A 25,412-nucleotide genomic window follows, 5' to 3' on the forward strand; every position below is an offset into this window, starting at 1 on the left:
AGTTTAACTATTTTCTACAAAAACGCAAAAAAGAACCTGACGAAATGTTGATTCCGTCAGGTTCACATATCTTGGTAGTCCTTACAAACAAAATTTAGTTTGCCACACTCGCTTTTACCTTACTGACCTGTTTTTCTTTTTTCCAGAATAGTGTTAAGACAATCCCGAAAGCTAGTATTACAGTTGCAAAATAGTAAGGATAATTAATATCGATATCAAACATCATCCCCCCAATAATTGGGCCAGTAACGTTAGCTAAACTTGTAAACATCGAGTTCATTCCACCAGCCCAGCCTTGCTCATTTCCAGCATTATTCGAAAGATACGAAGTTACCGCTGGTCGGAATAAGTCAAAACCGACAAAGAGAATGAACGTAACGAGTAAAATAGAGAAATACGATGAGACGACTGTCATTAAGAAGACCAGTACAGCGGAAATGATTAAACTATAACGAATCAGTTTAATTTCACCCCAAATTCGAGTCAACCGATCGAAAAGGAGCACTTGTGATACTGCTCCAAAGATGGCGCCACCCGTAATCACAATCGCGATATCAGCAGGTGTAAATTGAAACTTGTGGTCAACAAATAAACTAAAGAATGATTCGAAAGCGGCTAAACCGAATGAGGCAATGAATATTAAGATAAACGCAATGAAATACTTCGGCGCAAAAATGCGTTTGAATCCAACCTGTTCCTCTGAAAGTTGTTCGCTCGTTTCATGTTGACGCTCTGGTTCGGATAATAAAACAATCGAAAGAATTGCCGCTATTGTACCAAGTCCACCTGCGAAAAAGAACGGGACCCGTGTTCCTATTTCGGCAAGAAATCCACCAATACCAGGACCGATAATAAAACCTGTACTTATCGCAGCTGACATATAGCCAAGTGCTTTAGGGCGCGTCTTTGATGTCGTGATATCAGCAATAAAAGCCGTAACTGCTGGCATAATAAAAGCAGCACTGATTCCACCGAAAATCCGTGAGATGAATAATATTTCGATTTCTTTTCCAATACCGAACAGGAATTCCGAGAAGCCAAAAATAAATAGGCCAATCACAATCATGATTTTTCTTCCAAATTTATCAACAGCCTTTCCTGCGAAAGGCGAGACAATCAATTGAGCAATAGCAAACACAGCTGTTAAATAGCCAACCGTCGTTCCAGTAATGCCTAATTCATTCATCAATGTAGGTAAAACAGGAATGACAAGGCCAATCCCCAAGAACGCGATGAATAAATTCAATAGTAATAACCATAAGGTGACTTTTTGTGTTTTCATCTTTTCATTCTCCTTCACAAAATGAAATACAAAACCCTTCCATTTTTCTAATCCTAAGGTATATAGTAACTATATAGTCAAGGAGGCAATGTAAAAAATGAGTAAAAAAAATATTAAATATTTAACAACTGGAGAATTCGCAAAGCTCTGTAAAGTGAACAAACAGACACTCCTTTATTACGATCAAATCGGCCTGCTGACTCCTGTATACAAAAATCAAAAGGGATACCGTTTTTATTCCATCAACCAAATGGAATTCTTTTATGTGATTGATTTATTAAAAGATCTTGGAATGTCCCTCCACGATATCCAACAATATACACAAAACAAATCACCCGAACGCTTCTTGAAGTTAATGTATCAACAAAGAGAAGAGATTATCAAAAAGCGCCAGGAAATAGAAATGAAGGAAAAGCTAATTGAGGCAAAAATTGAATTAATGGAAGAAGCATCACAAACCGACTTTGATCAAATTACCCTTGAACATATGCCAGAGGCCACACTTTATTTAAGTAAAAACATCGATGAGAGTACGGATGAAGAATTTGTTGAGGTTGTGTCAGAATTTATTACTGAATTAAACGAATCACAGTTGGACACTGGATATCCTATCGGTGGAATTACAAAACGGGAGCAAGTTTTAAAAGGGGAATTCACGAAATACAGTTATTTATATATCGAGCAACCACACCCTAGAGAAGGGCATCCCTATTTTAAAGCCGTAAAGGGAGATTTTCTAATTGGTTATCATATCGGAGATGACAAGACAATCCATCATACATATAAGAAACTGTTCTCTGAGATGGAACGTCTAAATCTTAGTTTAGGCGAGTACGTGTACGAAGAGTATGTATATGATACAGTTGTTCATAATCAGAAAGAACAGTTTGTGACAAAAATTATGATGCAGGTGGTTAAGAATGATAAATAAGCTTGGGTAGATTAAGCCCAAGCTTTTCAATTACTCAATATCCTCAATTTGAATAATTGTTTATAAAACAACTAACGTTTTTTCTCCATAACCGCAAAATAATTTTCCTCGTTATCTGCAAAGTTAAATACCCTACCTGATGGCATGTTGATTATTTCTCCAACGGTCATATTTTCGTTTGTTAAGTCACTATGTAATTGTTCAATATTCTCCGTGAAGAACATTAAGGAAGGCGTTCCAAGATTCACTCCTGGAGACATCTTGGCAACGAAATCCTTGTTGTGAAGAATAATGCTTGTTTCTGCATCTGTTCTTGGTGCTATCTCTATCCATCTCATTCCTTGACCATTATCCTCTTCAGCTACGATAGTAAAGTTTAATTTCTCTGTCCAAAACTTCACTGCATCATCTTGATTATTGACGTACAACATTATTTGCCCGATTTGAGTAAACATCCTTTTTGACTCCTCTCTAATTTCTTATATTCATTCGTTACTACACAAATCCAAGATACCATCCTATTGATCCTCAATTACCAGCATATTACATTCATCAAATTCCCACATTTCACCGTAGGCCACTTCCCAATAGTAACCATCAAGGTCAGTAAAATAACCACCATAGCCACCCCATTCAGTTTTCTTTGGTGACTTTTGGATGACTGCCCCCGCTTGTTCGGCCTTTTGTATAATAGCATCCACTTCTTCGATTGATTTTGCATTATAAGAAAGAGTAATTCCAGAAAAGCCAGAGCCAGCTTGTGGTGGATTTTCTGAATTTATATCATGAGCTAACTCCTCTATAGGGTAAAGCGCAATTCTAGTTCCTTCATTCTTGAAGAAAATGATGGCTGGATTTGATTCAGAGCCTCTAATAGATGTATCAAAACCTAGCTTTTTGAAAAACTCATGAGCTCTTATAATATTCTTAGTACCGAGTGTGATGATATTTAACCGATTCATTCTTTTACCTCCTAGTATTTCTTTTTTTATTATTTCTCCATGTTTATCCAATTACCTTTTTTATATTCAAACTACCCTTGACTAAAAGTGACATTCACCTAGCCAAACCAACATGAATATACTAGTACGCATCTACATTTAAAAGGAGTGTCAAAAAATTGAATCGTTTTTACACACATTCCATTCAACCGGGGGATAACCTTTGGCAGTTGGCTAGAGCATACAAGTCAACTGTAGAAGAAATTTTAGAAGCCAATGCGGCGAGAAACCTCTATTATCTGCACGTTGGTGAACTTATTAGGATTCCAAATACCCATTTAGAAAAAGATCGTTGTATTAGCCAGGCTGAGGTTGATTATCGAAACGATATGCGTAGTCTGTGGGAAGAGCATGTTGCTTGGACAAGGATGGCGATTATTAGTCTAACCTTCAACTTACCGGATTTAGAATTTGTCCTTACTCGCCTTTTACAAAACGCAACAGACATGGGAAACATGATTCGTCGTTTATATGGAGACGCTGCCGCAACCACTTATGCAAACTTAATTAAGGAACACCTCTTAATTGCAGCTGACTTAGTGAAAGCCGCCATAGCTGGTGACCAGCAAGCTGCCACGGCTGCTGAAAAAAAGTGGTACCAAAACGCGGATGAGATATCAGCATTCTTAAGTAAAGGAAATCCAAATTTGTCTGAAGAGGAAGTTCGAAAAATGTTTTATGAACATTTAGACTTAACGAAACAAGAAGCAGTCTTTATGATTCAAAAGGAATATCAAAAAGACATTGAAGTTTACGATAAGATTGAAAAACAAGCACGTGAAATGGCCGATATGATTTCAGACGCGATGGTACTCCTTTATCCAGATATGTTTTGATAGATGAAATTGCATGTCTTTTAATGAATATAATTAACTATTCTTGGTGGTGAGTGAGTAAATCCATGCAGTTATATCTATAAAAAACAGAGTAAGGAATTTGTTGCAGAACCATATAAAGTTTGTTCTTAAGATTAGAAAACGAACCTTGAAGCGATGACCAAAAACACACGCTACTTTTAATGAAAAATAACGTGTGTTTTTTGACAAAATCTAGTAGAGATGTTTTTTATCTACCTTACCTAAAGGTGTGTATGGTAGATGGCTAACAAAGCTTACCTCTTTAGGAAGTTGAAATCTAGCTACTCTTGGACGCAGCCAGTTTAGCAAGTCATTTTCTGTCAAATTCACTTCTTTTTCGATGACAACAAATGCTTTTAAACGTTGACCAAAATGCTCATCCTCTATTCCGATAATCGCTACATCAGTAATGCTCGGGTGCTTGATTAAGATTTGTTCCACTTCAATGGGATACACATTTTCCCCACCGGAAACGACCATATCATCAATGCGGCCACATAAAAAATAATACCCCTCTTCATTCTGGTAACCTACGTCCCCTGTTTCAATCCATGTTTGCGTTCGAATCGACCAATCACTCTTCATACAAAGCTGGCCAATGGTTCCTCGTGGGACCTCATTTTGATTCTCATCTAAAATACTAAGTTTTAAACCTGTTATCTTTTTACCAATTGTTGTTTCACTATACTCCAGATTTTCTGGGGTTGCGATAAAGTTCAAGCCGGTTTCTGAGGTTCCGTAGAGATTGTAGAGGACTGGTCCTAGAGTATCTAATGTTTCCTCTACTAGCCTTGTTGAGAGTTTTGCACCTCCTGATGCGATACATTTCAGTGATTGTAGCTTTACTTTGTCGGTTTGCAGCATCTTTTGTAGCATTAATGGGACAACCGTGACGACCTCGATTTGGTGTTGCTGGATAAGATTGCACGCTTTCCTTGCATGAAAACCGCTTGTAATCACTACCTTTCTCCCCAATGGAATAAACAATAGCAAAACAGCAATCCCATACCCGTGGTAGATGGGGGTTGCGATATAAGCCTTGCTATAGTCCAAAATCCGGAGGCGTTTAATAAAAGACACAAACGGATCTAAATAGTGAAAAAGTGATGGTTTATGTGCTGCATCTTTTGACATCCCAGTCGTACCACTGGTTTGTAGGACGAGTTTCCCCTTAGTAGTTCGGGGTAACGGCATAGGATTTGCTTTTATTTTTAAAAAGTTACAGATTGCCGGTTGGTCCGAATGATAGCTCAAGATTTTCCGATTATTGTAGTTTTTTAGGATGGAACTCAAATCCTCATCATAGATAACCAGGTCGAAATGATGTCGTTCGGTGAAGGCATCGAACTGCTGTCTACTAATCTCAGTGTTTAACAGATAAATGTCGGCACCCGCTCGGGATACTGCAAAGATTGTCTTTACAAGTGAAGTATGATTTTTACATAAAATAGCGACTTTCTGTCCACTTTGAAGTTGAGCATGTTCTACTAGAATATGGGCAAGTTTTGTGGAATGATCTAGAAGTTGTTTGTAGGTGAGAGTTTCCTTATCGTCCACAATCGCAATTCTATCGGTGTATTTCTTTTCAGCAAAATGGAGAAGTGTCATCAAATTGATTCCGCACGTGAAAATGGAAGTGACAAGTTGGTATATGCCTGAGAGCGAGAGCAATTTAATTTTGAATAAGACATAAAACAGTTTAATTAGTTTCATTTCGCTTCCTCTTCTTAGAAAAGTCCATTAAATTCGTTAGAAAAACAGATGCCAATTGCCCAAAGATGAGCCACCATGGTTGATATTTTTTCCGTCTGGTATAGATGGATTTGCAGATTAGTTTTGCAGCTTGGTATGCTGACATTGCTGGAACATTACGATATCCGGGTGTTGGTTCTATCATCGGCGTCCGAACGAGCGGTAAATAGACGGTTGTTATCGCTATATTATTTTTGCGTAATTCAGGTAAAACCGACCTTACCCACACATCAAATGCTGCTTTGGAAGACTGATAAGCTGCGAAGTATGGAACCGGTGCTAATTTTGTGTTGATGGTCGAAACATTGATAATCTGTCCCTTGCTTTTTTGAAGAAGGGGAATCGTTGATAACAAGATTCTTACTGGAGCAAAGTAGTTAATTGTCATTGTCCGTGTAAAATCATGATAGCGCTCGAGTGATTCGTAGATTGACCTCCTGATAGAAAGCCCTGCGTTGTTTATGATGATATCAAGAGTACCCTGGTTGTGAAGAAAAGATAGAAAGGTAGTAAGTTCATCTTCTGCTCTTAGGTCTGCCTGAAAAATACTAACTTTGGCTTTTTGTTTTTCAATTTCAGCCTTGATGCTTTGCAGCAAATGTCCTCTTCTCGCTACTAGGATTAGGTGACATTCAAAGTCTGCTAGGAGGTATGCGACTTCCTTACCAATCCCCGAACTAGCACCAGTGATCAGAACCGTCTTACCCGCTAGATGGGAATGGAGCTTTTGCATATGTAGGGTTGTAGGTAGGAATAAAATGGACTCTAGTAATTTATTCATCTTAGCACCTTTTTCTTAGGATCATTTTAGTGGTTCTGCCGGTTTGAGATGCGTCTTGGTACTATGAAGACCTGGGCGTAGCGGCTGCATGAGGCTTCAGGTCTTCATCTATCTTATGATGTCATCTTTGCGCCGGTTGACGGTGGCTTCGGGTCTTCATCGCACTTATGATGACAGCTTCTTGGCGGGCCGCCGGGGACTTCGGGTCTTCATCGCACTTATGATGACAGCTTCACGGCCGTTGCCGGTGCCTTCAGGTCTTCATCAGCCTTATGATGACAGCTTCGCGGCGGTTGCTGGTGGATTTGCGTCTTCATCTATCTTATGATGACAGCTTTGCGGCGACATCCGGTGGATTCGAGTCTTCATCTACCTTATGAAGACATCTTCGCGACGACTTCGTATAACTTCAGGTCCTCATCCCCCGGCACTATCCGGTTTAGCCCCTCAATCCCCTCTAAAACACCAACTTCGTCTCTACACCACTATTATTCTTTTATTAAAAACACAATCTCTTCTTCTCGTTCCACTCGAAATGCTAGGTTATCTTCTGCATGTAAAACCGTTGCAAACTCTGATAGATTTTCCCCAGAGAATGAGATGTAATAGCCAATATTAGAAGGGTATCCGTAGACGTAACATACGACTTCTCCATCTTTTAAAAACACAAGTTGGTTCATGCCTTCATTCACCGTTTCTTGAATGCTGTCCCATTTGTAGCCCACAGTTTCATAGATTTTTTCCTTCGGAGTATAAGGGCTAAAGGTATAGACTGTATCCCATTCGAACGGAGTCACATCATTTAACTGAACTATCTCAACTGATTTTTCGAGGGATAAGACTTGTTCCCGAAGCAACTCCTCATTCTTATCCCACACATCCTTTTTAAAGATAAAAAACATGACGACGATAATTCCGATCCCGATAATAATGGTCTTTTTCGATTTCATGAAACGTACCTACTTCCTATCTCTTTAACAAAAAGGGTATTAATCCTGCATGGAATAATACCCTGAACGTCTTTATTTACCCCACCAAAAACTACTGTCGGGATTCCAATCTTGCTAATCTCTCATTCAACATCTCTTTCCATTCATCAGCCAATTCCTGAACTTCTAAAATCGTCTGAATCCCTTCAACATCCCGTGGACGTTTATAATAGATTTCATTCGCCTCGAGGATTGAAACCTGTTTCGCATTTCGCTCTTCTAACGAAATCGTAGAATCCTTTCGAACAATTCCTTCCTCTAGAACACGCGCTAAGTAACCCGTATAACCTGTTTGTACCAATAATTTTAAAAGATGTGGATTGTTGGTTCTTTTTGTGATCGTACTACATGGAATGCGTCCTTGAGTGATTTGAATAATAGCATCACCCATCCGATAAATATCGCCAATACAAACATCTTTTTCTTCCATTTGTGTGACTGTTAGATTCTCACCAAAAGTCGAAAGCGTGAGCGGTGTTAAGAACTCACCTTCCCACAATGAATAATGTTCAAATGGATAAAAACAAACTGCACGGTCTGGGCCACCATGATGCTTTAAATCTCCAACACCATCCCCACGAAATCCATCCTTTGCTAAAAATGCCTCTTCTACCGCTTGTTTACGAATGGCTGTAACAATCTCTTCATTTTCTCCGTATTTCATTCTCTTAGGTAAGCCAATTGAAAAATTCTTAATTTCGATGGTCACATTATTCTCCCCTTTTCACTCTCTCACTGGCTTCCATCAGCCAATTCCGTTGTCCTTTATAAAACTCACTTACAAATTGAGGATTCTTTAGTGCCCCCAGATGGTCGGCAATCGCAAGGGCAAAGTCAACATAAGCATGACCTTGTGCAGTGATGATCGTTCCTTTTTTCACAACAGGCTCATACCTGAAAAATTCCTCTTCAAAACATCCAAGAAAGCTCCGTTGATTTTGATCAAGAGTAACTGTATATGGTGTACCGGTAAGTACTCCCGCTCTTGCTAACACGTACGTACCACTACAAATGGCTGAAGTTAATTTGTTCTGTTCATGTAATCTTTTTGTAAGATTAAACAATTCCTGCGTATCTTTGACATTAATCAGGTCTCCACCTGGAATGATAATTCCTTCATAGTCGGATGGGTCTACCTGCTGATACATAAGATGGGGCATAAACTGCAGACCAGATTCGCTTGTCACTGTCTCTAGTGAATCTGAAACGGTAATAATCTCATAGTTACTCTTGAGCATCGCAGTCGCTACGGTTATCTCAAACTCAGAAAAAGTATGATAAATTGAGAGTAATATTTTTTTCATAAAAAAGCACCTCTTTTTCTATAGAGATTCTACAAGTTCAAAACATTTCCCTTCTAGAATTCTATTTTAAAAAGAGGAGCACAGTACAAATCTCATAGATTCATGTTCTCAATTCCTAGGATAAATGGTAAAAGAAGCACGATAAACCCTACAATCATAATAATGATTCCAAAAAACTTATTTGAAAAAGAATCACTAAAAGTTCCGCTTTGTTTAATAAATAAATCAAGTAAATTCGTGGCCTTCCCTTTCATAATAAGGAAGCCAAATAAGATAAACACGATTCCAATTATCCAAACAAAAAATACTTCAACAGGGATTTTCATCATCTCCTTGTAGAGGAATTTTCATTCTTTCATACGATTATGTTTTGAAAAGGTTACAGAATTATTCAATCCCGGCAAGACCTTTAAACATCTCGACGCCAACCTCAATGATGTCATCGCGAAAGTCATATTCGAACGTGTGGATTGACGGGTACTCTTCGCCATTTCCGATATAAAAAAGAGTCCCTTTTACATATTTTAAGTAGTGACCATAATCCTCCGATGCACGGTAGGGGGAAGATAACTCGCGTAATGAAATCCCTTTTTCACATGCGATTCGCCGAACCTTTTCGTTTGACTCCTTGTGATTGACCGTTTCCGGGAACTCATCTCGATAGGAACAATGAACATCAATTCCCTGCTCGATTCCAACTCTCCTTGCAAGATCTTCTATCTTATTTTGAAGCATCTCCAATTCTGTCTCTTTTTCAGCACGTATCGTTAACCGTAAAACACCTTTATGGGCTGCAATTCCATAATTCTCTGAGCCAATATCCACCTGGATGATAGTACTTAAAACAAGTCCTTCAAAATTTTCTAATGAGGTTAGTTCCGGCAGAGCCTCGATGATTTTTGCCATCGCAAAAGACGGATTCACTCCAACTTCAGGCTGACTGGCATGGGCAGGCGTGCCAATCATTTCAATCGACATTCCTTTTGAAGCAAAATGGGCTGTCCCATCAATGACATGTACGGCCTTGAATTCGATACCAGACATATTGTGATAACCATAAATCTCATCTATATTTTCATCTTTCAATACTTCAACCGCTTCGATTGCACCTTGACCTGTTTCCTCTGCATGTTGAAAAAGAAAAATGATATTTTTATCAGCACCTTTTTGGTCGACTTCAAGAGCAAACCCAACAAGTGTGGCAGCATGTCCATCATGTCCACATTTATGTGAAACTCCAGGAACCTTTGATTCCCATGGAAGGTCAATTGTTTCAGGTATCGGGAGTGCATCAAAATCAGCCCGAAATGCAATAGTAGGCTTGTCCTCACCCGCCACATATTTCGCATAGAAATAGTTACCCTTATCGATCATTTCTAGGTTTGTTGTATGTCTGTTAAGGAAATCCATTAAATATTGCTTTGTCCAAGTCTCTTGATACGACAATTCAGGGTGCGCGTGTAGCTCATGTCTTAATTGTATCGCTAGCTCCAGATTTTTCTTTTCCACTGATATCCCCCCCTTCTTATTTTTATTTTACTATTTTTTGGATACTTCGCGTACCTATAATAATGAAGATTTGGGATAAAAATCCTTTAATCGTAAAAGATAAAAAAGTCCGAAAGAAAATAATTGACACACCTGTATATACAGGTTAAACTGTAAACGTAATCATACTACTTGTATATACAGGATGAGCTGTTAATCATCCTTTATGTAAGGGGGAAAAATCATGAGTAAGTATACGGATCCTGCTAAAGAACTTCTTGAACACATCGGTGGGAAAGAGAATGTAGCAGCTGTTACACATTGTGCAACAAGAATGCGCTTTGTTCTAAACGATCCAAAAAATGCAGATATAGAAAAAATCGAAGGCATTGGACTTGTAAAAGGTACGTTTACACAGGCTGGCCAATTCCAGGTTATCGTAGGAAACGAGGTATCCTCTTTCTATAACGAGTTCGTCAAACATGCTGGAGTACAAGAGTCTAGCAAGGATGAAGCAAAGGTTGCTGCTAAACAAAATATGAACTGGCTGCAACGCTTAATGGGTCACTTAGCGGACATTTTCACACCGCTCATTCCAGCTCTTGTTGTTGGAGGTCTGATTCTAGGTTTCCGAAACGTAATTGGGGAAATTAACCTTGTTGATAATGGTACAAAGACAATTGTGGAAACCTCTCAATTCTGGGCTGGCGTGCACGCATTCCTTTGGTTAATAGGGGAAGCAATATTCCACTTCCTACCAGTCGGAATTACATGGGCGGTTACGCGTAAAATGGGTACATCCCAAATCCTTGGGATTGTTTTAGGTATCACGCTAGTTTCTCCTCAATTGCTAAATGCATATGGGGTTGCAAGCTCAGATGAAATACCAGTTTGGGACTTTGGTTTCGCAACAATTGAAATGATTGGTTATCAAGCACAAGTTATTCCGGCTATTCTAGCGGCGTTTGTACTTGTCTATTTAGAACGCTTTTTCCGTAAGATTTCACCAAACTCTATTTCAATGATTATTGTTCCATTTTTTGCTCTAGTACCTACAGTACTAATTGCACATACAGTTCTTGGTCCGATCGGTTGGACAATTGGTTCTTGGATTTCTGATGTTGTCTACACAAGCTTAACATCGGCATTTGGTTGGTTATTCGCAGCTATCTTTGGATTTGCGTACGCACCACTTGTTATTACTGGATTACACCATATGACAAATGCAATCGACCTTCAATTGATGAGTGAATTCGATGGCACGAACCTATGGCCAATGATTGCACTTTCCAATATTGCACAAGGTTCTGCAGTTCTTGCAATGATCTTTATTAATCGTAAAAATGAAGAAGAAAAACAAGTTTCCATCCCAGCATGTATTTCTTGTTACCTCGGCGTAACAGAACCAGCAATGTTCGGTATTAACTTGAAATACGGCTTCCCATTCCTAGCCGCAATGATCGGTTCAATGATAGCTGCAATCATCTCAGTAGGAAGCGGCGTTATGGCGAACTCAATCGGGGTTGGTGGAATTCCAGGAATTCTTTCCATCCAAGCTGCACACTGGTTAATGTTTGCGATTGCGATGCTAGTTGCGATTGCGGTCCCATTCATTCTAACTGTTATCTTTGCAAAAGCGAATGTGGGCAAAATTTCATTCGGCAAAAAATAATACGAAACGGGAGGGAGGGGAAAATACCCCTCCCTTTTTTCGCATTAACGCGGTAAAATTATACTATAAATAATAATATTTGATTGGAGATTCTTTATGAATAACAAGTATCTAACAATCTATAGTGAGTTAGTAGATGAAATTAAAAGTGGTAACATTCAGGCCAATAGCCTTTTGCCTTCCGAAAATGAACTAAAAGAATCCTATAATACCTCCCGCGAAACAATTCGAAAAGCGCTCAACCTTCTTTCCCAAAATGGGTATATTCAAAAAATGAAGGGCAAAGGTTCCATAGTAATCGATGTGAATAAGTTTGATTTTCCCGTTTCTGGACTCGTGAGCTTCAAGGAACTAGCGGAGAAAATGGGGGACAAGCCGAAAACCTTTGTCCATGACCTTTCCGTTGGTAAGCCTGATACGTTTATTAAGCAACAGCTCCAGCTTTCAAATAAAGATCAAGTATGGAAGGTCGTCCGCGTAAGGGAAATGGGCGGCGAGAAAATTATCCTGGACAAGGATTATATTTCGAAATCTTATGTCCCTGAACTCACGAAAGAAGTTTGTGAGGATTCTATATATGCTTTTATGGAGAATGAACTAAAGCTCACAATCAGTTTTGCCAAAAAGGAAATCACCGTAGTGGAGCCAACTGATGAAGATCGAGAGTTACTAGATTTGGATGGGTTTCATAATGTCGTAGTTATCAAGAACTTTGTGTATTTGGATAATGCGAGTCTATTTCAATACACCGAATCCCGCCACCGCCCTGACAAATTCCGCTTCGTCGACTTTGCGCGCCGGACGCACGTGTAGCGGAAGTTTTAAAATGGACTATCTTATCTTTTGGGGGCTGGTTCTGGTTTGCACTTGGAGTTAGTTAGGAGATTGTGGGGGTGCTGGCACTCTTTGCGGGTTCGCACTTGGGGTTTTTCAGGAGATTGCTAACTCGATTGCACGCCTTGCGGGTTCGCACTTGGAACTTTCTAGGAGATACCGTACCCGATTCCACCACTTGCGGGTTCGTACTTGGAACTTTTTAGGGGATACCGTACCCGATTCCACCACTTGCGGGTTCGTACTTGGGATTTTCTAGGAGATTGCGAACTCGATTGCACGCCTTGCAGGTTCACACTTGGAACTTTCTGGGAGATACCGTACCCGATTCCACCACTTGCGGGTTCGTACTTGGAACTTTCTGGGAGATACCGTACCCGATTCCACCACTTGCGGGTTCGCACCTGGAACTTTCTGGGAGATACCGTACCCGATTCCACCACTTGCGGGTTCGCACCTGGAACTTTCTAGGAGATACCAAACCCGATTCCACCATTTGCGGGTTCGTACTTGGGACTTTCTAGGAGATACTGAACCCGATTCCACCACTTGCGGGTTCGCACTTGGAGCTTTCTAGGAGATTGCTAACTCGATTGCACGCCTTGCGAGTTCGTACTTGGAACTTTCTAGGAGATACTGAACCCGATTCCACCACTTGCGGGTTCGCACTTGGGACTTTCTAGGAGATTGCGAACTCGATTGCACGCCTTGCGAGTTCGCACTTGGAACTTTTTAGGAGATACCGTACCCGATTCCACCACTTGCGGGTTCGCACTTGGAACTTTCTAGGAGATACCGTACCCGATTCCACCACTTGCGGGTTCGTACTTGGGATTTTCTAGGAGATTGCGAACTCGATTGCACGCCTTGCGGGTTCGTATTTGGAACTTTCTAGGAGATACCGTACTCGATTTCACCACTTGCGGGTTCGTACTTGGAACTTTCTAGGAGATACCAAACCTGATTCCACCATTTGCGGGTTCACTCTTGGAACTTTCTAGGAGTCACCGAACCCGCATACACGCCTTGCTAGCCCGCTTATAGAAATCACTTGCCCAAAAGGGGTCCAACTGGACCCCTTTTTCATTTGTCCCCAAAACAAAAACAGGACGAACCAATAGAGGTCCATCCTGTTTCTTCAATGATTAGCGTACTGTTTTTAATGCAGTGCTCCAAGATACTACTTGGTCTAGCATTAGGTTAACGTTATCTAGGTGTAGATCTTGTGGTTTGAAGTCTGCACCGTTTTCGAAGTCAGTGAATAATGAAAGTGTTGGATGTGTACGAACGTCCGCGATCATTAATTCACCCATGATTCCACGTAAGTGTTCAGCAGCACGTGCACCACCAGTTGAACCGTAGCTTACGATACCAGCAGCTTTGTTGTTCCAAGCTTCACGAGCTAGGTCTAATGCGTTTTTCAATGCACCAGTGATAGAGTGATTATATTCTTGAACGATGAATACGAATCCATCAAGGCTAGCTAATTTTTCATTCCATGCTCCGATTCCAGGTGCATCTGCTTCACCTAAGAATGGTAATTTGAAGTCTGCGATATCTACGATTTCGTAGTTAGCATCTCCACGCTTATCAGCGATTTCCTTTACCCATGCTCCTACTTGAGGACTTACGCGTCCTTCACGAGTACTACCTAAAATGATACCAATGTTTAATTTTTCGTTTGACATTACTTTTTCCTCCTTTTGTTGATTACCAAAAAGCTTATCTAGTAAACCCATGATGTCTCTCCTTTTATATTAAAGGATATTTCTGTAAAATACCTTTAATTTATTTATCTCTGAAATATTTATCTTAACTTCAAGATAAATAATATCTTATAACTAAACTATTGTCAACCGAATTAGCTTATTTCTTTCTCAAAAATAAAAACGCTTAGTTTACTAAGCGTCTACCTTCTATTCATCTAGATTTTCTTCTTGTCTTTTCGTACGTAAATAATGGATATATAGAATAGGAATGAGTCCGCAAATAAAAATGATCCCCCCCATTATCAAACCATCAACCGTTTCAAATCCAGCTGAAAATTTTACTGCAATACCAATTAATAGTGAGATGGCTGTTAAGATGATGAGTGAAATTAGGAATCCAATCTTTGGTGATTTTTCACTATTTTCATGATCTACGCTAATACTCATGGAAAGATAAACAGAAACAATGACTGTAATCATAAAAACCATCCACAAAGGGTTTTGCCTCATACCTTCCATCCCTTTAGTTAGTAAATCGTATCCCAAAATGCCTAGTATTCCTGCTGTTTGTACGACATATGCGATACGAATATTCTTAAGGTTTTTCAACAGTAAACGCTCATCCTTAATCTTTTTCATTTCGTTCCACTCCCCTTTTCGATCCAGAATAGTTCATCCAATTTTTTATTAACGGCATAACAGATTTCAAGACACAACTTCAAGGTTGGGTTGTATTTACCTTTTTCTATTAAACTAATCGTTTGACGAGTAACTCCAATTTTTTCGGCTAATTGTTGCTGTGTTAAATCCGCCTGAATACGAGCGATCTTCACTTTATTTTCCAAATGATCTAATCCCTCCTCAACAACATTGTAACATATACATTCCATTTAGCAATATATATGTTACATATACTATAAAAAAAATAGACCAAATCCCTATGATTTGATCTATGCGTATTTTATCGAATTGGATTTCCCGCACGAACTTTTTCCGGTATATGCCTTCTTATTGCGAAAAGGAGTTCACCAAGGAAGTACAGGGAAACTGATGGCCAAATCCACGACCAAAACCGCCCAATAATCCCATATAAGGCAACAATTCCTGGATGTAGATATGCTAGACACACTAGCGATAGTACAATCCAGCAAATCGAATAGGAAAAACAAATATGTCCTTGTAACTGCCACCTATGTCCTGAATAATCCCACCATTTTCGACCAAAGAACCACTCGAGTAGGAAACCGCTACAATATTCTACAACTGTAGGAATTAGAAAACAAAGTAGTAGCACCACGGACCAGTGCATTTCTCTGCCAATCAAAAGAATCAACAGAAGTGGAGCAAATCCATACATCGGCTTAAAGGGTCCGAAGAAGAAATTGTCCTTAAAAAACACGCGTTTCCTTGCAAAATTATAACTGTTCTCTAGTAACCAGCCGAAAAATGAATAAATGGTAAAGAAAAAGACAATCGCCATCACTCCATCCCAGGACAAGAGGCTAGGCATCTCAAAATCAAAACCACTTACTAAACCCTGAAACATTCATAAATCACCTCAAGGAAAATATTCCTAATTAGGATTTACACACAGCTATAGAAATATACAGGTTCAGTTTTTTAAAACAAATAAAAACTAGCATCCTTGATGGGAGCTAGCTTTAATTGGTAGGTTAACGTGACTCTTTAGGCGGCTGGCACACGTCACATTTACGTTGGTGGTTATTTTTAAATTTGGTAAATGTCTTTTCAAAATTGTTTCCACACGCACATTTAAATAATAACTTTTGAGAAAAACCGTGATATTCTGTTGTAAGCAATTTGCTATCTGAATTTTTCTCAACAAATTCGTTAATTTTTCCGATTGTCCATCGTTTATTCATTCTTATACACCTCTGTATGAAATCGCAAGCTCTAGTTGTCGCGACTCAGTCAATCTTTTACTTAGCCTCTAATTATAGCATGTGCTGTTTAACAATTAAATAGTATGTAAATATGAAAAACAGACTGAGCAAATGCCCGGTCTGATTCGTGTTTACTCTTCATGGCTAAATTGCCATTGGATGTTGTATTTATCAGTCAAGCTTCCGTACGATTTGCTCCATGGTACTTCTTGCAGCTCCATCTGAACAGTACCGCCCTCTTTCAACTTGTCAAAAGCATCTCTCATCGCTGCTTCATCACTACTAATATAAGCGAGTGTAAAATTGTTACCTTCTCGATATTCCATTCCTGGATAGTTATCCGAAAACATTAACTTGGTCCCCGCTATCTCAAGGTAAGTATGCATAATCAAATCTTTCGCTCCAGGAGGCAGTTCCTCTTCAGAGTGTATCGATCCAAAAGTCATAAAATTAGGTTCCTCTGTTCCAAACACTTTCGCACAAAACTCAACAACTTCACGAGTATTACCATCAAAAATTAAGTATGGATTCAAAGCCATAATATCACTCCTACAATTGTTTTATGTTTCAATTTTAGCATTTCAGAACAACAAAATCAAACGTATGTTCTATTTTTATCTTAAACTTCAATGTTCTAGCCTTTCTACTATGCTCTCGATAATCAAATCTACATTAGCGTTACCATAGTATCGAACAAATATAACTTCTTTTCCCTTAGAAGCATATACTTCTTTCATTTCTTTTTCTTCAAGGATAATTAATCGATCAAACTCTGGGTGCTTCGTTTCGACGTAATCATCCACTCGATCTGCATAGTTATGTCTCTTTACTAATTCAGATATCAAACGATCCGCCAAAGCTGGAATACTCAGTTGAAAATACTTTGTTTGGATACTTTGCAAGATTTCGCCTGGGACCATTCCATTTTCATCTGATTCATATTGCACGGGCGCAAACGGACTCCATTTAGTTGAAATCCGATTGGACCAATCAACTCCATCTCTGATATATTCAGACTCGCCTCGCTCTAATGCAGGATTCGTTTCGATATCTGCTAATCTAACAATCGGTAAGTCAGGGCTTTCATGTGGCAATGTTTTCGTATCCATGATTACAAGCTGTGTAAATGGTACAATTGCAGTCAGTCCAGCCACTATCATAAATAGAATAGCGCTTGTCGATTGGATCCGATGGCGCTTCTTCCAAGGTGCATGATGATTAATAGGTTTACCTTCAATTAAACTTTTTTGTAAAGCGCGAATGGAAATAGCAGCAAGTAATGAATTATAAGCCTGATATCCGATTACGATGGTTAAAATGGTTTGTGTAACAGCTGCCCCATCAACCAACATATAGACTGGGGTCCCATCAAGGAACCATAACGATGACAACATACCAATGATTAACAGCAACGCAACTACAATAAAACCAGCATTTAACATTAACTTTTTGTCGAGTTCCTTTAATGTAAAAGACTGCTCGGCAGGATCCGTATGAATCTCTGGTGCGTCACGCTCGACTGGAGATGAAAATACGTGAAACCCCTGATAACCAGTGACATAGTCCCAGCCACTTTCGGCATATATCTCGATCTGTTCTGGTTGCATTTTACTCTTCATAGAAACATCAATTCGGTATCTCATTTTTTGAGGCTCACCTTTTTCAAAGTACGCGAAAATTTTTCCCATCTTTTTGAGATGGAGCCCCTGAGACGCCATGTCAGCAAACCAACTCTCGTGCTCTCCAATTCGCCAATAATCACTTGGGCGTACTTTTCGTACTGTTTTATTCAATCTCATCACCACCCTCTAGTATTTTTCCATCTTGAATCTGAGACTTTAGTCGACGATACTCCATTCTTAATGCCTGTTCACCATCTGCTGTAATCTCGTAGGTCTTTCTGCGACCGTCATCTTCTGCCAACGAAATCAGTCCGTCCTTTTGCATTCGTGATAGCACTCCGTACAGTGTTCCTGGACCCATTTTGACTCTGCCATTCGATACTTGCGTAATTGCCTGCATGAGCTGATAGCCATGATTTGGATGCATTAATGCAAGTAGAACATAATACATCGCTTCCGTCATCGGTCCTCCATTATATGCCATATGTACTCTCCTTCTTTCTATCACCCTGTTATTATGTCACTCGATATTATGTATAACGATATATCGCATAACATAATAATATATAAAAAAATATCTCCTGTAAATATAAAAATGGAAAAAGGGACCAGATTCCTCATCCTAACTGGTACGAGGAACCTATCCCTTTACAATCCGCCGTATCTTCTTTTCCTTTGCCGATAGTCTTCTAGAGCCTCCATGAATTCCTTCTCAGAGAAGTCTGGCCAAAAAACATCTGAGAACCAAAACTCTGTATAGGCCAACTGCCACAGTAGAAAGTTACTTAATCGTCTTTCTCCACCCGTTCGAATCAACAGGTCTGGCTCTGGTAAATTCGAGGTATATAAATATCGTGAAACCATTTGTTCATCTAGTTCATCAGGTGAAAGCTTCGCCTCATTCATATCCTTGAGCATGGCCTTCATTGCATTCAGGAGTTCATGTCTGCTTCCATAGTTGAGTGCAAAATTGAGAACTAAACCATCATTATCTCGGGTACGGTTGATCGCGTACTGTATCGCTTCCTGCGTATGACTAGGAAGGTTTTCCATATCACCGATTGCCTCGATACGAACATTATTGGATATAAGTTCAGGCAAATATAGATGGAGAAACTCTTTAGGTAGTCTTAGTATTGTGTCCACCTCAGACTTTGGACGTTTCCAGTTCTCCGTAGAAAACGTATATAACGTCAGTACCTTTACATTGCATTTGACGGCTGCCTTCACTATTTTTATAACAGCAGATATCCCTTCCTTATGACCGGCAACTCGAGGAAGTCCACGTTTCTTTGCCCATCGACCATTTCCGTCCATAATGATCGCGATATGTTCCGGAACATGATCATCATGAAATTGGGTCGCTTCGTTCATTTGTTTATAACTGTTGAAAAAAGGTATCTTCATTACCATTGTTTTTTCCCCTTAAATGTAAATTATTACTTTGGGACGCCGTACCTGTCCCCTCGTCCGACTTTAATCCTCGTCACTGCTGTATTCTAAAATATCTCCTGGCTGACAGTCTAGCGCTTTACAGATAGCTTCTAGTGTTGAAAAACGAACTGCCTTTGCTTTTCCATTTTTCAAGATAGATAGGTTTGCCATTGTAATCCCAACTCTTTCTGAGAGTTCTGTCACACTCATTTTCCTTTTCGCCAACATCACGTCTATATTGATAATAATTGCCATTGTTTTCACCTCAGACCGTTAAATCATTTTCTGTTTTTATCTTGATTGCTTCTTGTAATAGTTTCTTGAGTAATGCAGTAAAAACGCCAACTACCATAGAAGCACCGACAATGACTAGCCCAATTAAGACAAGACCTGGGGCATCATCCCATTCCGCAACGATAAACACGAAAGGTAAGGCGACTACATATAAACCACAAACCACGATTGCACAAGTTCTAATTTTCTTTAGAGCTAGTACTGATAGATCCGAGAAAGCAATGTTTTTATCGATATAATTTAAAAGCTTAAACGCTTGAAACAGGGCAACATAAAACGGAATCGCCGAAGCATACATAATTGTTAAAATACCAAGTACCATATATCCTAATGATGCACCATTTGCTGCTTCTTTAAATGCTACACTTACAATCTGCGGAAGCCCAAATATACAAAGAGCTAAAACAGGAATTCCAATAACAATTATCGCAAACCTTAAAAAGTTTGTTGAACTTAGTTTCATAACATGCACCTCATTTATTTATTGTCAATTTAATTTACCATACCTTTTATCGTTTTACAATAAAATATTATTGATTACAAAAGTTTTTTTGTTGTTATTTTTAATAACATAGGTAACAAGATGAGTCTCAGCCCCATGTCTCACAAACAACCCAAGGATTAAAATGTATGTTAAGATTGGGAATGGACGATTTTTGGGGAGGTTGTTGAAATTTGATCAAGAAGAGAATTTGTTTATACATGATAGGCTTATTTCTGCTCTCGCTTGGTGTCAGCTTTTCCATACAGGCAGATCTCGGCGTTTCACCAGTATCATCATTAGCCTACGCCTTTGCTTTGGCAACAGGTTTGTCGGTAGGGATGATGACCGTTGTTGCAAATATATTATTTATCCTCATACAAATCATCATTAGTAAACGATTTGATTTACGAGAATCCTCTGTACAATTTATCATTGCATTTTTATTTGGGTTCTTTATGGATGTTACCTTATTTCTGGTGCAACTATTGCCAGCGCCTGAAACCTTATTGGTGCGTTGGGCATACCTAGTAGTCAGTTTGTTCGTTGTTGCATTTGGATTACTCGGTTATTTCGCATCTAAATTTCCTAAAATGCCATACGATGAGCTTACATTTGTCATCAGTGAAAGATTCAAAATGAAAGTAGGAAAAGCCAAAATCTCTAGTGATTTACTTAATGTCTGTGTAGCAGGTATTGTGTGTCTGATTTTTATTCAATCATTGGGATCCGTAGGGATTGGTACTGTGATAGCCGCCTATTTTATCGGGAAGATTTTAGGATGGTTAATCAAACACTATCAAGAACACATTGTACAGTGGATGAATTCAGGTAATGAGAGACACCCAAAAAAAGACAAAATGACTATTGCTTCTTAATTTGTCTAGACAACTAAAAAAGTGTCCAATCGGACACTTTATACATAAAATCGAATATATACCCCTACTGCGATTAATGAGAGAAGTATGACAACTGCGTAGATCACGGTTAAATTGATACTGTTCCGCTTCGTTTTTTCCCGGTAATTCGCATCTCCTTTACCCGCTATCGATATCGTTCCAACTAATGCTAGAACTCCAAGTATAATTACGATGATAAATGCCCAAGTCATTGTTTGATTTCACCTCTTTATAATGTTCTCTCTTGTTCTAGAAAGGACGATTTTTGATTTTTATCTGTTGTTTCTTGTACAATCATGACGGCTGCAAGAACCATGATAATCCCAACATATTGCCACATCTGCAAGGTTTCCTGGAAGACAAAAAAACCAATGATGGCGGCAACGACCGGTTCAATCGTGGCAATAATTGACGCTCGACTTGACTCAATATACTGTAACCCTTTTGTATAGAGAATAAATGCCATCATCGTCGAAAGAAAGCCCAGACCACCAATGTAAGCCCACGCTTTTACATCTGCAAATAGATTTCCTATTGACCAAATCCCACTGAATGGTGTGACAGCAACCGCTGCAAAGAGAAATGTGTACACGGTTACGGTAAGAGAATCATATTTTTCAAGAGCAAACTTTCCAAAGATACTATAAAGCGCATAAAAGAAACCAGAACCAATTCCGACGATTAGGCCAAAGAGCGAGATGGTGCCTGAAAAGTTTGGAAAGACTCCGACAACAAAAGCACAACCTATAATAGTCACCACAAGAGCAAGGATTTTTCGAACCGTTAGTTTTTCTTTAAAAAGAAACCTTGCAAAAATCGTAACGAATGCCGGTGCAGTATATAGTAGAATTGCAGCAACTGAAATTGACGTTTCCTCAATCGCGACAAACATACACCAGTTAAAAAAGACAATACTAATAATTCCTGTTCCGATAAAGTATTTACTATCGGCTACTTTGATTTTGAATGCGCTCGGATTCTTTAATAAAGTATATGTAATTAAAAAAATAGAGGCCGCAATCGCCCTCACTGCGACAACCTGTAGTGGTGTAAAACCAAGCTCATACAGATTGCTTACAAATAATCCAATAATCCCCCATAAAGCAGCCCCAGCTGCAATAAAGAGCCCCGCCATCTTTTTATTCATCAGCGTTCCCCCGATACACATATTGCCCATATGTTACCAGATTTTTATATTATTGAAAAGATTTCCACACCTTAATCCTATCACAATATAAACAAAATGGGCTCTTAGAATTCATCTAAGAACCCACATTTTATTGAATCTCACTTGAATAAAAATGATATTGATTCTTCCCTGTTTTTTTCGCTTGAAACATCGCTTCATCAGCACTCTTCACAAGAGCACCCGCGGTACTACTATCTTCAGGAAAAAATGCAATCCCAATACTTGATGTTACGTGAACTGTAACATCCTGAATGCTAACTGGTTGTTGGATGGAATGAATGATTGATTCAGCTACTCCTTTAGTTTCGTCGGTTGTAGTGTCAGGTAGAAAGATCGTAAATTCGTCTCCACCTAATCTCGACAGCACAGCTTTTTTCGGCACTATTTTTTTCAACCGCATTGATATCTCTTGAATCAGGCTATCCCCAACATCATGTCCATATGTGTCATTTACCGCCTTAAATCCATCTAAATCCAAAAATAACACGGAAAGTCGTTGCCCTAATTTCCCGCTTTCTGCTACTGCTTTGTTTAGTTCTTGTGCAAAAAATCGCCGATTAGGTAATCCTGATAGTGCATCGTGGAAGGCTAACTGAACCATCATTTCCTCAGCTTCTTTACGTGCAGTTATTTCAGTATAAAAAACTTGGACGTACGACTCTCCATCCATTTCATAGGGTGAAGCAGATACCTCAACGTAAATAGACTGCTTATCCAAGCGGATCATCTGTTCTTCAATCGCCTCAACTGACTTAATCCCCTTGCGAAGCGCATTCCATCTATTTTTTATAATATGATGATAATCAGGATGGATAAAATCAAGAAAGTGTCTACCAACAAATTGTCTTGAATTATTCCCAGCTAAGATGGTAATTCCAGCAGGATTTATATAATGAATAATTCCAAATTTATGTATCGTGATTCCAACGGGTGCTAATTCAACCAAGCGCTTATAGTGCTCCTCACTTACCAATAATCGATTTCGCAATCTCTCATCTCGATTTACCTGGTATAGAAGCAGAACTAGTAGAGTAAGGATGAAAATTGTGATGGCAGATGCAATCGTATACCCAGATAACACATATCCTGAAGCATTTTCTTGGTGATGGAAGTCCATTTTTTCAAAGGTTGTTGCACTCATTCCAATATAATGCATCCCGGCTATTCCGCTGCCTAAGGTGATGGCACCTACTATACCAAACCATTTTTGGTCACGATAATTTGAAAATAGCCAGAATGTAATCCATGATCCTATTATGGCTGCCAATAGTGAAAAAAGCAGGATTACTGTCGAATAAGTAAGATTAGCCTCCATTTCCATGGAACGCATACTTAAAAAATGCATGCTAAAAATCCCTAGCCCCATTAAACAACTACTAATCGTTACCGATCGTCGTGTTTGTCTTTTTGAAATCAGTGAAAAAGCTAGCATTGAAAAAGTAACGATTAAGAATAATGATGCTAAAACAATCCAAATATTGTAGGTTACTGTCACTTTAATATGGACGGCTAGCATCCCGATAAAATGGACCGCCCACACGCCCCCACCCATGACAAACGAGGATGAAATGAGCCAAAACACATCTTTCCTCGGAATTTTCTCGTGACGAATGACTATTTGAATCGCAACATACGATGTAAAAATCCCAATTAAAATGGAGAGTATGACCAATCCTATATGATACTCTGTTGTGTAATTACCATGAGATGACATCAACATACACCTTTTCTAAACATGATTGGGCGGTACTGCTCTGCTCTTCCAACTAAATGCTGTTGAATTAGCTTTCGCAGATTCCTAGTGCCCTATTCATGTTTCAAGGCTTACCCCTTAGTTGCCACTGACTTTCGGCTTTTCAAAAATTTGAGCTTCGTTTCCGAAATGATTATCGCGCATAAGATTAGTATCGCGCCTATGATCATTTTAATTGTTAGTACTTCGCTTAATAGAATGACAGAGAATACCGTCCCCCATAATGCCTCGGTTGATAAGATAATAGCTGCGTTCGTTTCAGTTGTATATTTTTGTGCGACTGTTTGAAGTAAGAAAGCAATCGTCGTGGAAAACACTCCTAAATAGAGAACATTGGATACTCCTTCGATGTCCATTGAAAAAGTCGTCTCTCCTTTAAATATGACAACAAGAAATCCTAAAATCGTAGCGACTGACATTTGGATAATTGTTAAAAGGACAGGGTCCTCATCCTTTACGAATTGAGCCGTATAAAAAATATGAAACGCAAAGCCAACAGCGCATAATAAAGTAAGCAGGTCCCCGATATTGACGTCCCCAGAGAATCGTAATGATAGTACTCCAATTCCGGTAATCGCCAATAAAGCACCAATCCATTCATACATATTCATTTTGCGCTTATAAATAAAAAATGCGATAAATGGGACAATAACCACGTTCACCGCAGTTAAAAACGCATTTTTCGATGGTGTTGTATATACCAATCCCACCGTTTGCAAGGCAAATGCTAAGTAAAGAAAAATACCAATAATGGCACCTTTGATGATTGTACTCTTCCTAATCTGTTTTAGTTTTTTTAAAAAGACAAGGCTTAACAATAGGACTCCGACAAGGAAACGAATGGCGAGAATTTGATACGGTGTGTAGTGATCAAGCGACACTGCACTCGCGACAAACCCGCTTCCCCAAATAATGGCCACAATTGTTAACCCTAACTCCCCAACATATTTACGCATGTACTCCTCCGCAAGCAAATCTTTTTTGTCTCATTCTATCACGAAAATGGGACAAGGGGACAGGTTCTTTGTCCCAGTAGAAGTTTGAAGGAGTTTTCACTGGTGCGACTGCTGTGTTCGGGATTTCATCCTGCTTATGAAGGACTTTTCGCGCAGCCAACTGCTCCGTTCGGGGCTTCAGCCAACTTATGAAGGACTTTTCGCGGGGGCGACCGCCACTTTCGGGACTTCATCGACTCCCATACCCGCCTTCTCAAAATGCAATTACCTTCATTTTCCA

Annotated in this window: 30 protein-coding genes; 5 read left to right on the forward strand and 25 right to left on the reverse strand. The window is 39.3% G+C overall.

Going from position 1 to position 25,412, the window contains the following annotated elements; all coding sequences use genetic code 11:
* Positions 1 to 94: 94 nt before the first annotated feature.
* The gene (norA, locus tag CZ490_RS14620) at positions 95 to 1,282 is read right to left on the reverse strand and encodes a multidrug efflux MFS transporter NorA (protein ID WP_077619574.1); all 1,188 of its coding nucleotides are present in this window, start codon (positions 1,280 to 1,282) and stop codon (positions 95 to 97) included.
* A gap of 97 nt (positions 1,283 to 1,379) precedes the next feature.
* Here norA and CZ490_RS14625 point away from each other — a divergent pair, with 97 nt between their 5' ends.
* Positions 1,380 to 2,213 (forward strand): MerR family transcriptional regulator, encoded by an 834-nt coding sequence (locus CZ490_RS14625; protein ID WP_077619575.1) that lies wholly within the window; start codon positions 1,380 to 1,382, stop codon positions 2,211 to 2,213.
* A 71-nt stretch (positions 2,214 to 2,284) separates the two neighbouring features.
* Here the strand turns inward: CZ490_RS14625 and CZ490_RS14630 are convergent, their stop codons facing one another.
* Together CZ490_RS14630 and CZ490_RS14635 are read right to left on the reverse strand one after the other, a co-directional pair.
* The gene (locus CZ490_RS14630) at positions 2,285 to 2,668 is read right to left on the reverse strand and encodes a VOC family protein (RefSeq protein ID WP_077619576.1); all 384 of its coding nucleotides are present in this window, start codon (positions 2,666 to 2,668) and stop codon (positions 2,285 to 2,287) included.
* Positions 2,669 to 2,731: 63 nt separating this feature from the next.
* The gene (locus CZ490_RS14635; protein ID WP_077619577.1) at positions 2,732 to 3,175 is read right to left on the reverse strand and encodes a VOC family protein; all 444 of its coding nucleotides are present in this window, start codon (positions 3,173 to 3,175) and stop codon (positions 2,732 to 2,734) included.
* A 158-nt stretch (positions 3,176 to 3,333) separates the two neighbouring features.
* Here CZ490_RS14635 and CZ490_RS14640 point away from each other — a divergent pair, with 158 nt between their 5' ends.
* Complete coding sequence (locus CZ490_RS14640; RefSeq protein WP_077619578.1) at positions 3,334 to 4,050, forward strand: LysM peptidoglycan-binding domain-containing protein; 717 nt, start codon at positions 3,334 to 3,336, stop codon at positions 4,048 to 4,050.
* Positions 4,051 to 4,263: 213 nt separating this feature from the next.
* Here CZ490_RS14640 and CZ490_RS14645 read toward each other — a convergent pair whose 3' ends face one another.
* The 7 genes from CZ490_RS14645 to CZ490_RS14675 all read right to left on the reverse strand — a co-directional run bounded on the left by CZ490_RS14645 (position 4,264) and on the right by CZ490_RS14675 (position 10,406).
* Positions 4,264 to 5,784: an AMP-binding protein gene (locus CZ490_RS14645; protein WP_077619579.1), complete on the reverse strand. Its 1,521-nt coding sequence runs from the start codon at positions 5,782 to 5,784 to the stop codon at positions 4,264 to 4,266.
* Positions 5,771 to 6,604 carry an SDR family NAD(P)-dependent oxidoreductase gene (locus CZ490_RS14650; protein ID WP_077619580.1) on the reverse strand — a complete coding sequence of 278 codons (834 nt, stop codon included), beginning with the start codon at positions 6,602 to 6,604 and terminating at the stop codon, positions 5,771 to 5,773. Before CZ490_RS14650 ends, CZ490_RS14645 begins: the two co-directional genes overlap by 14 nt.
* A 488-nt stretch (positions 6,605 to 7,092) precedes the next feature.
* Positions 7,093 to 7,554 carry a hypothetical protein gene (locus tag CZ490_RS14655; protein WP_077619581.1) on the reverse strand — a complete coding sequence of 154 codons (462 nt, stop codon included), beginning with the start codon at positions 7,552 to 7,554 and terminating at the stop codon, positions 7,093 to 7,095.
* Between the two features lie 91 nt (positions 7,555 to 7,645).
* On the reverse strand, positions 7,646 to 8,302 hold the full coding sequence (locus CZ490_RS14660; RefSeq protein ID WP_077619582.1) for an MOSC domain-containing protein: 657 nt from the start codon (positions 8,300 to 8,302) through the stop codon (positions 7,646 to 7,648).
* A gap of 1 nt (position 8,303) precedes the next feature.
* Positions 8,304 to 8,897 carry a DJ-1/PfpI family protein gene (locus CZ490_RS14665; protein WP_077619583.1) on the reverse strand — a complete coding sequence of 198 codons (594 nt, stop codon included), beginning with the start codon at positions 8,895 to 8,897 and terminating at the stop codon, positions 8,304 to 8,306.
* A gap of 92 nt (positions 8,898 to 8,989) precedes the next feature.
* A complete protein-coding gene (locus tag CZ490_RS14670; RefSeq protein WP_159439960.1) occupies positions 8,990 to 9,226 on the reverse strand; it encodes a hypothetical protein in 237 nt (78 codons plus the stop codon).
* 58 nt (positions 9,227 to 9,284) lie between these two features.
* Positions 9,285 to 10,406 carry a M20 metallopeptidase family protein gene (locus CZ490_RS14675; protein ID WP_077619585.1) on the reverse strand — a complete coding sequence of 374 codons (1,122 nt, stop codon included), beginning with the start codon at positions 10,404 to 10,406 and terminating at the stop codon, positions 9,285 to 9,287.
* Between the two features lie 223 nt (positions 10,407 to 10,629).
* On the opposite strand from CZ490_RS14675, the gene treP reads away from it, so the two are divergent.
* Both treP and treR read left to right on the forward strand, forming a co-directional pair.
* A complete protein-coding gene (gene treP, locus CZ490_RS14680) occupies positions 10,630 to 12,057 on the forward strand; it encodes a PTS system trehalose-specific EIIBC component (RefSeq protein ID WP_077619586.1) in 1,428 nt (475 codons plus the stop codon).
* Between the two features lie 96 nt (positions 12,058 to 12,153).
* Positions 12,154 to 12,870, forward strand: coding sequence for a trehalose operon repressor (gene treR, locus CZ490_RS14685; protein ID WP_077619587.1), 717 nt, complete (start codon positions 12,154 to 12,156; stop codon positions 12,868 to 12,870).
* Between the two features lie 1,166 nt (positions 12,871 to 14,036).
* On the opposite strand, the gene CZ490_RS14690 is transcribed toward treR, so the two are convergent.
* The 11 genes from CZ490_RS14690 to CZ490_RS14740 form a co-directional block, all read right to left on the reverse strand.
* Entirely contained in the window at positions 14,037 to 14,630 is a 594-nt protein-coding gene (locus tag CZ490_RS14690; RefSeq protein WP_077619588.1) for an NADPH-dependent FMN reductase, read from the reverse strand.
* A gap of 177 nt (positions 14,631 to 14,807) precedes the next feature.
* Positions 14,808 to 15,239 carry a hypothetical protein gene (locus tag CZ490_RS14695; RefSeq protein WP_077619589.1) on the reverse strand — a complete coding sequence of 144 codons (432 nt, stop codon included), beginning with the start codon at positions 15,237 to 15,239 and terminating at the stop codon, positions 14,808 to 14,810.
* Positions 15,236 to 15,445 (reverse strand): helix-turn-helix transcriptional regulator, encoded by a 210-nt coding sequence (locus CZ490_RS14700; protein WP_077619590.1) that lies wholly within the window; start codon positions 15,443 to 15,445, stop codon positions 15,236 to 15,238. Before CZ490_RS14700 ends, CZ490_RS14695 begins: the two co-directional genes overlap by 4 nt.
* Before the next feature lie 116 nt (positions 15,446 to 15,561).
* Positions 15,562 to 16,146 carry a putative ABC transporter permease gene (locus CZ490_RS14705; protein WP_077619591.1) on the reverse strand — a complete coding sequence of 195 codons (585 nt, stop codon included), beginning with the start codon at positions 16,144 to 16,146 and terminating at the stop codon, positions 15,562 to 15,564.
* Positions 16,147 to 16,273: 127 nt separating this feature from the next.
* Entirely contained in the window at positions 16,274 to 16,483 is a 210-nt protein-coding gene (locus CZ490_RS22695; protein WP_077619592.1) for a hypothetical protein, read from the reverse strand.
* 152 nt (positions 16,484 to 16,635) lie between these two features.
* Positions 16,636 to 17,043 carry a VOC family protein gene (locus CZ490_RS14715; protein WP_077619593.1) on the reverse strand — a complete coding sequence of 136 codons (408 nt, stop codon included), beginning with the start codon at positions 17,041 to 17,043 and terminating at the stop codon, positions 16,636 to 16,638.
* An 87-nt stretch (positions 17,044 to 17,130) separates the two neighbouring features.
* Complete coding sequence (locus CZ490_RS14720) at positions 17,131 to 18,297, reverse strand: DUF2812 domain-containing protein (protein WP_077619594.1); 1,167 nt, start codon at positions 18,295 to 18,297, stop codon at positions 17,131 to 17,133.
* A complete protein-coding gene (locus CZ490_RS14725) occupies positions 18,290 to 18,610 on the reverse strand; it encodes a PadR family transcriptional regulator (protein ID WP_077619595.1) in 321 nt (106 codons plus the stop codon). The genes CZ490_RS14720 and CZ490_RS14725 overlap by 8 nt, the downstream gene beginning before the upstream one ends.
* 164 nt (positions 18,611 to 18,774) lie before the next feature.
* Positions 18,775 to 19,539 (reverse strand): isoprenyl transferase, encoded by a 765-nt coding sequence (locus CZ490_RS14730; RefSeq protein WP_077619596.1) that lies wholly within the window; start codon positions 19,537 to 19,539, stop codon positions 18,775 to 18,777.
* 63 nt (positions 19,540 to 19,602) lie between these two features.
* Positions 19,603 to 19,815, reverse strand: a complete 213-nt coding sequence (locus tag CZ490_RS14735) for a helix-turn-helix domain-containing protein (RefSeq protein ID WP_077619597.1) — start codon at positions 19,813 to 19,815, stop codon at positions 19,603 to 19,605.
* A 10-nt stretch (positions 19,816 to 19,825) separates the two neighbouring features.
* Positions 19,826 to 20,317, reverse strand: coding sequence for a DUF2975 domain-containing protein (locus CZ490_RS14740; protein ID WP_077619598.1), 492 nt, complete (start codon positions 20,315 to 20,317; stop codon positions 19,826 to 19,828).
* 215 nt (positions 20,318 to 20,532) lie between these two features.
* Here CZ490_RS14740 and CZ490_RS14745 point away from each other — a divergent pair, with 215 nt between their 5' ends.
* The gene (locus tag CZ490_RS14745) at positions 20,533 to 21,213 is read left to right on the forward strand and encodes a YczE/YyaS/YitT family protein (protein ID WP_472924292.1); all 681 of its coding nucleotides are present in this window, start codon (positions 20,533 to 20,535) and stop codon (positions 21,211 to 21,213) included.
* A gap of 38 nt (positions 21,214 to 21,251) precedes the next feature.
* Here the strand turns inward: CZ490_RS14745 and CZ490_RS14750 are convergent, their stop codons facing one another.
* The 4 genes from CZ490_RS14750 to CZ490_RS14765 all read right to left on the reverse strand — a co-directional run bounded on the left by CZ490_RS14750 (position 21,252) and on the right by CZ490_RS14765 (position 25,132).
* Positions 21,252 to 21,446, reverse strand: a complete 195-nt coding sequence (locus tag CZ490_RS14750) for a hypothetical protein (RefSeq protein ID WP_077619599.1) — start codon at positions 21,444 to 21,446, stop codon at positions 21,252 to 21,254.
* Between the two features lie 17 nt (positions 21,447 to 21,463).
* A complete protein-coding gene (locus CZ490_RS14755; protein WP_077619600.1) occupies positions 21,464 to 22,381 on the reverse strand; it encodes a DMT family transporter in 918 nt (305 codons plus the stop codon).
* A gap of 130 nt (positions 22,382 to 22,511) precedes the next feature.
* Entirely contained in the window at positions 22,512 to 24,137 is a 1,626-nt protein-coding gene (locus tag CZ490_RS14760; protein ID WP_159439961.1) for a sensor domain-containing diguanylate cyclase, read from the reverse strand.
* A 110-nt stretch (positions 24,138 to 24,247) separates the two neighbouring features.
* A complete protein-coding gene (locus CZ490_RS14765) occupies positions 24,248 to 25,132 on the reverse strand; it encodes a DMT family transporter (protein ID WP_077619602.1) in 885 nt (294 codons plus the stop codon).
* Positions 25,133 to 25,412: the final 280 nt, after the last annotated feature.

The sequence above is a fragment of the Litchfieldia sinesaloumensis genome, from assembly GCF_900156865.1.
Classification (GTDB): Bacteria; Bacillota; Bacilli; order Bacillales; family Bacillaceae_L; genus Ferdinandcohnia; species Ferdinandcohnia sinesaloumensis.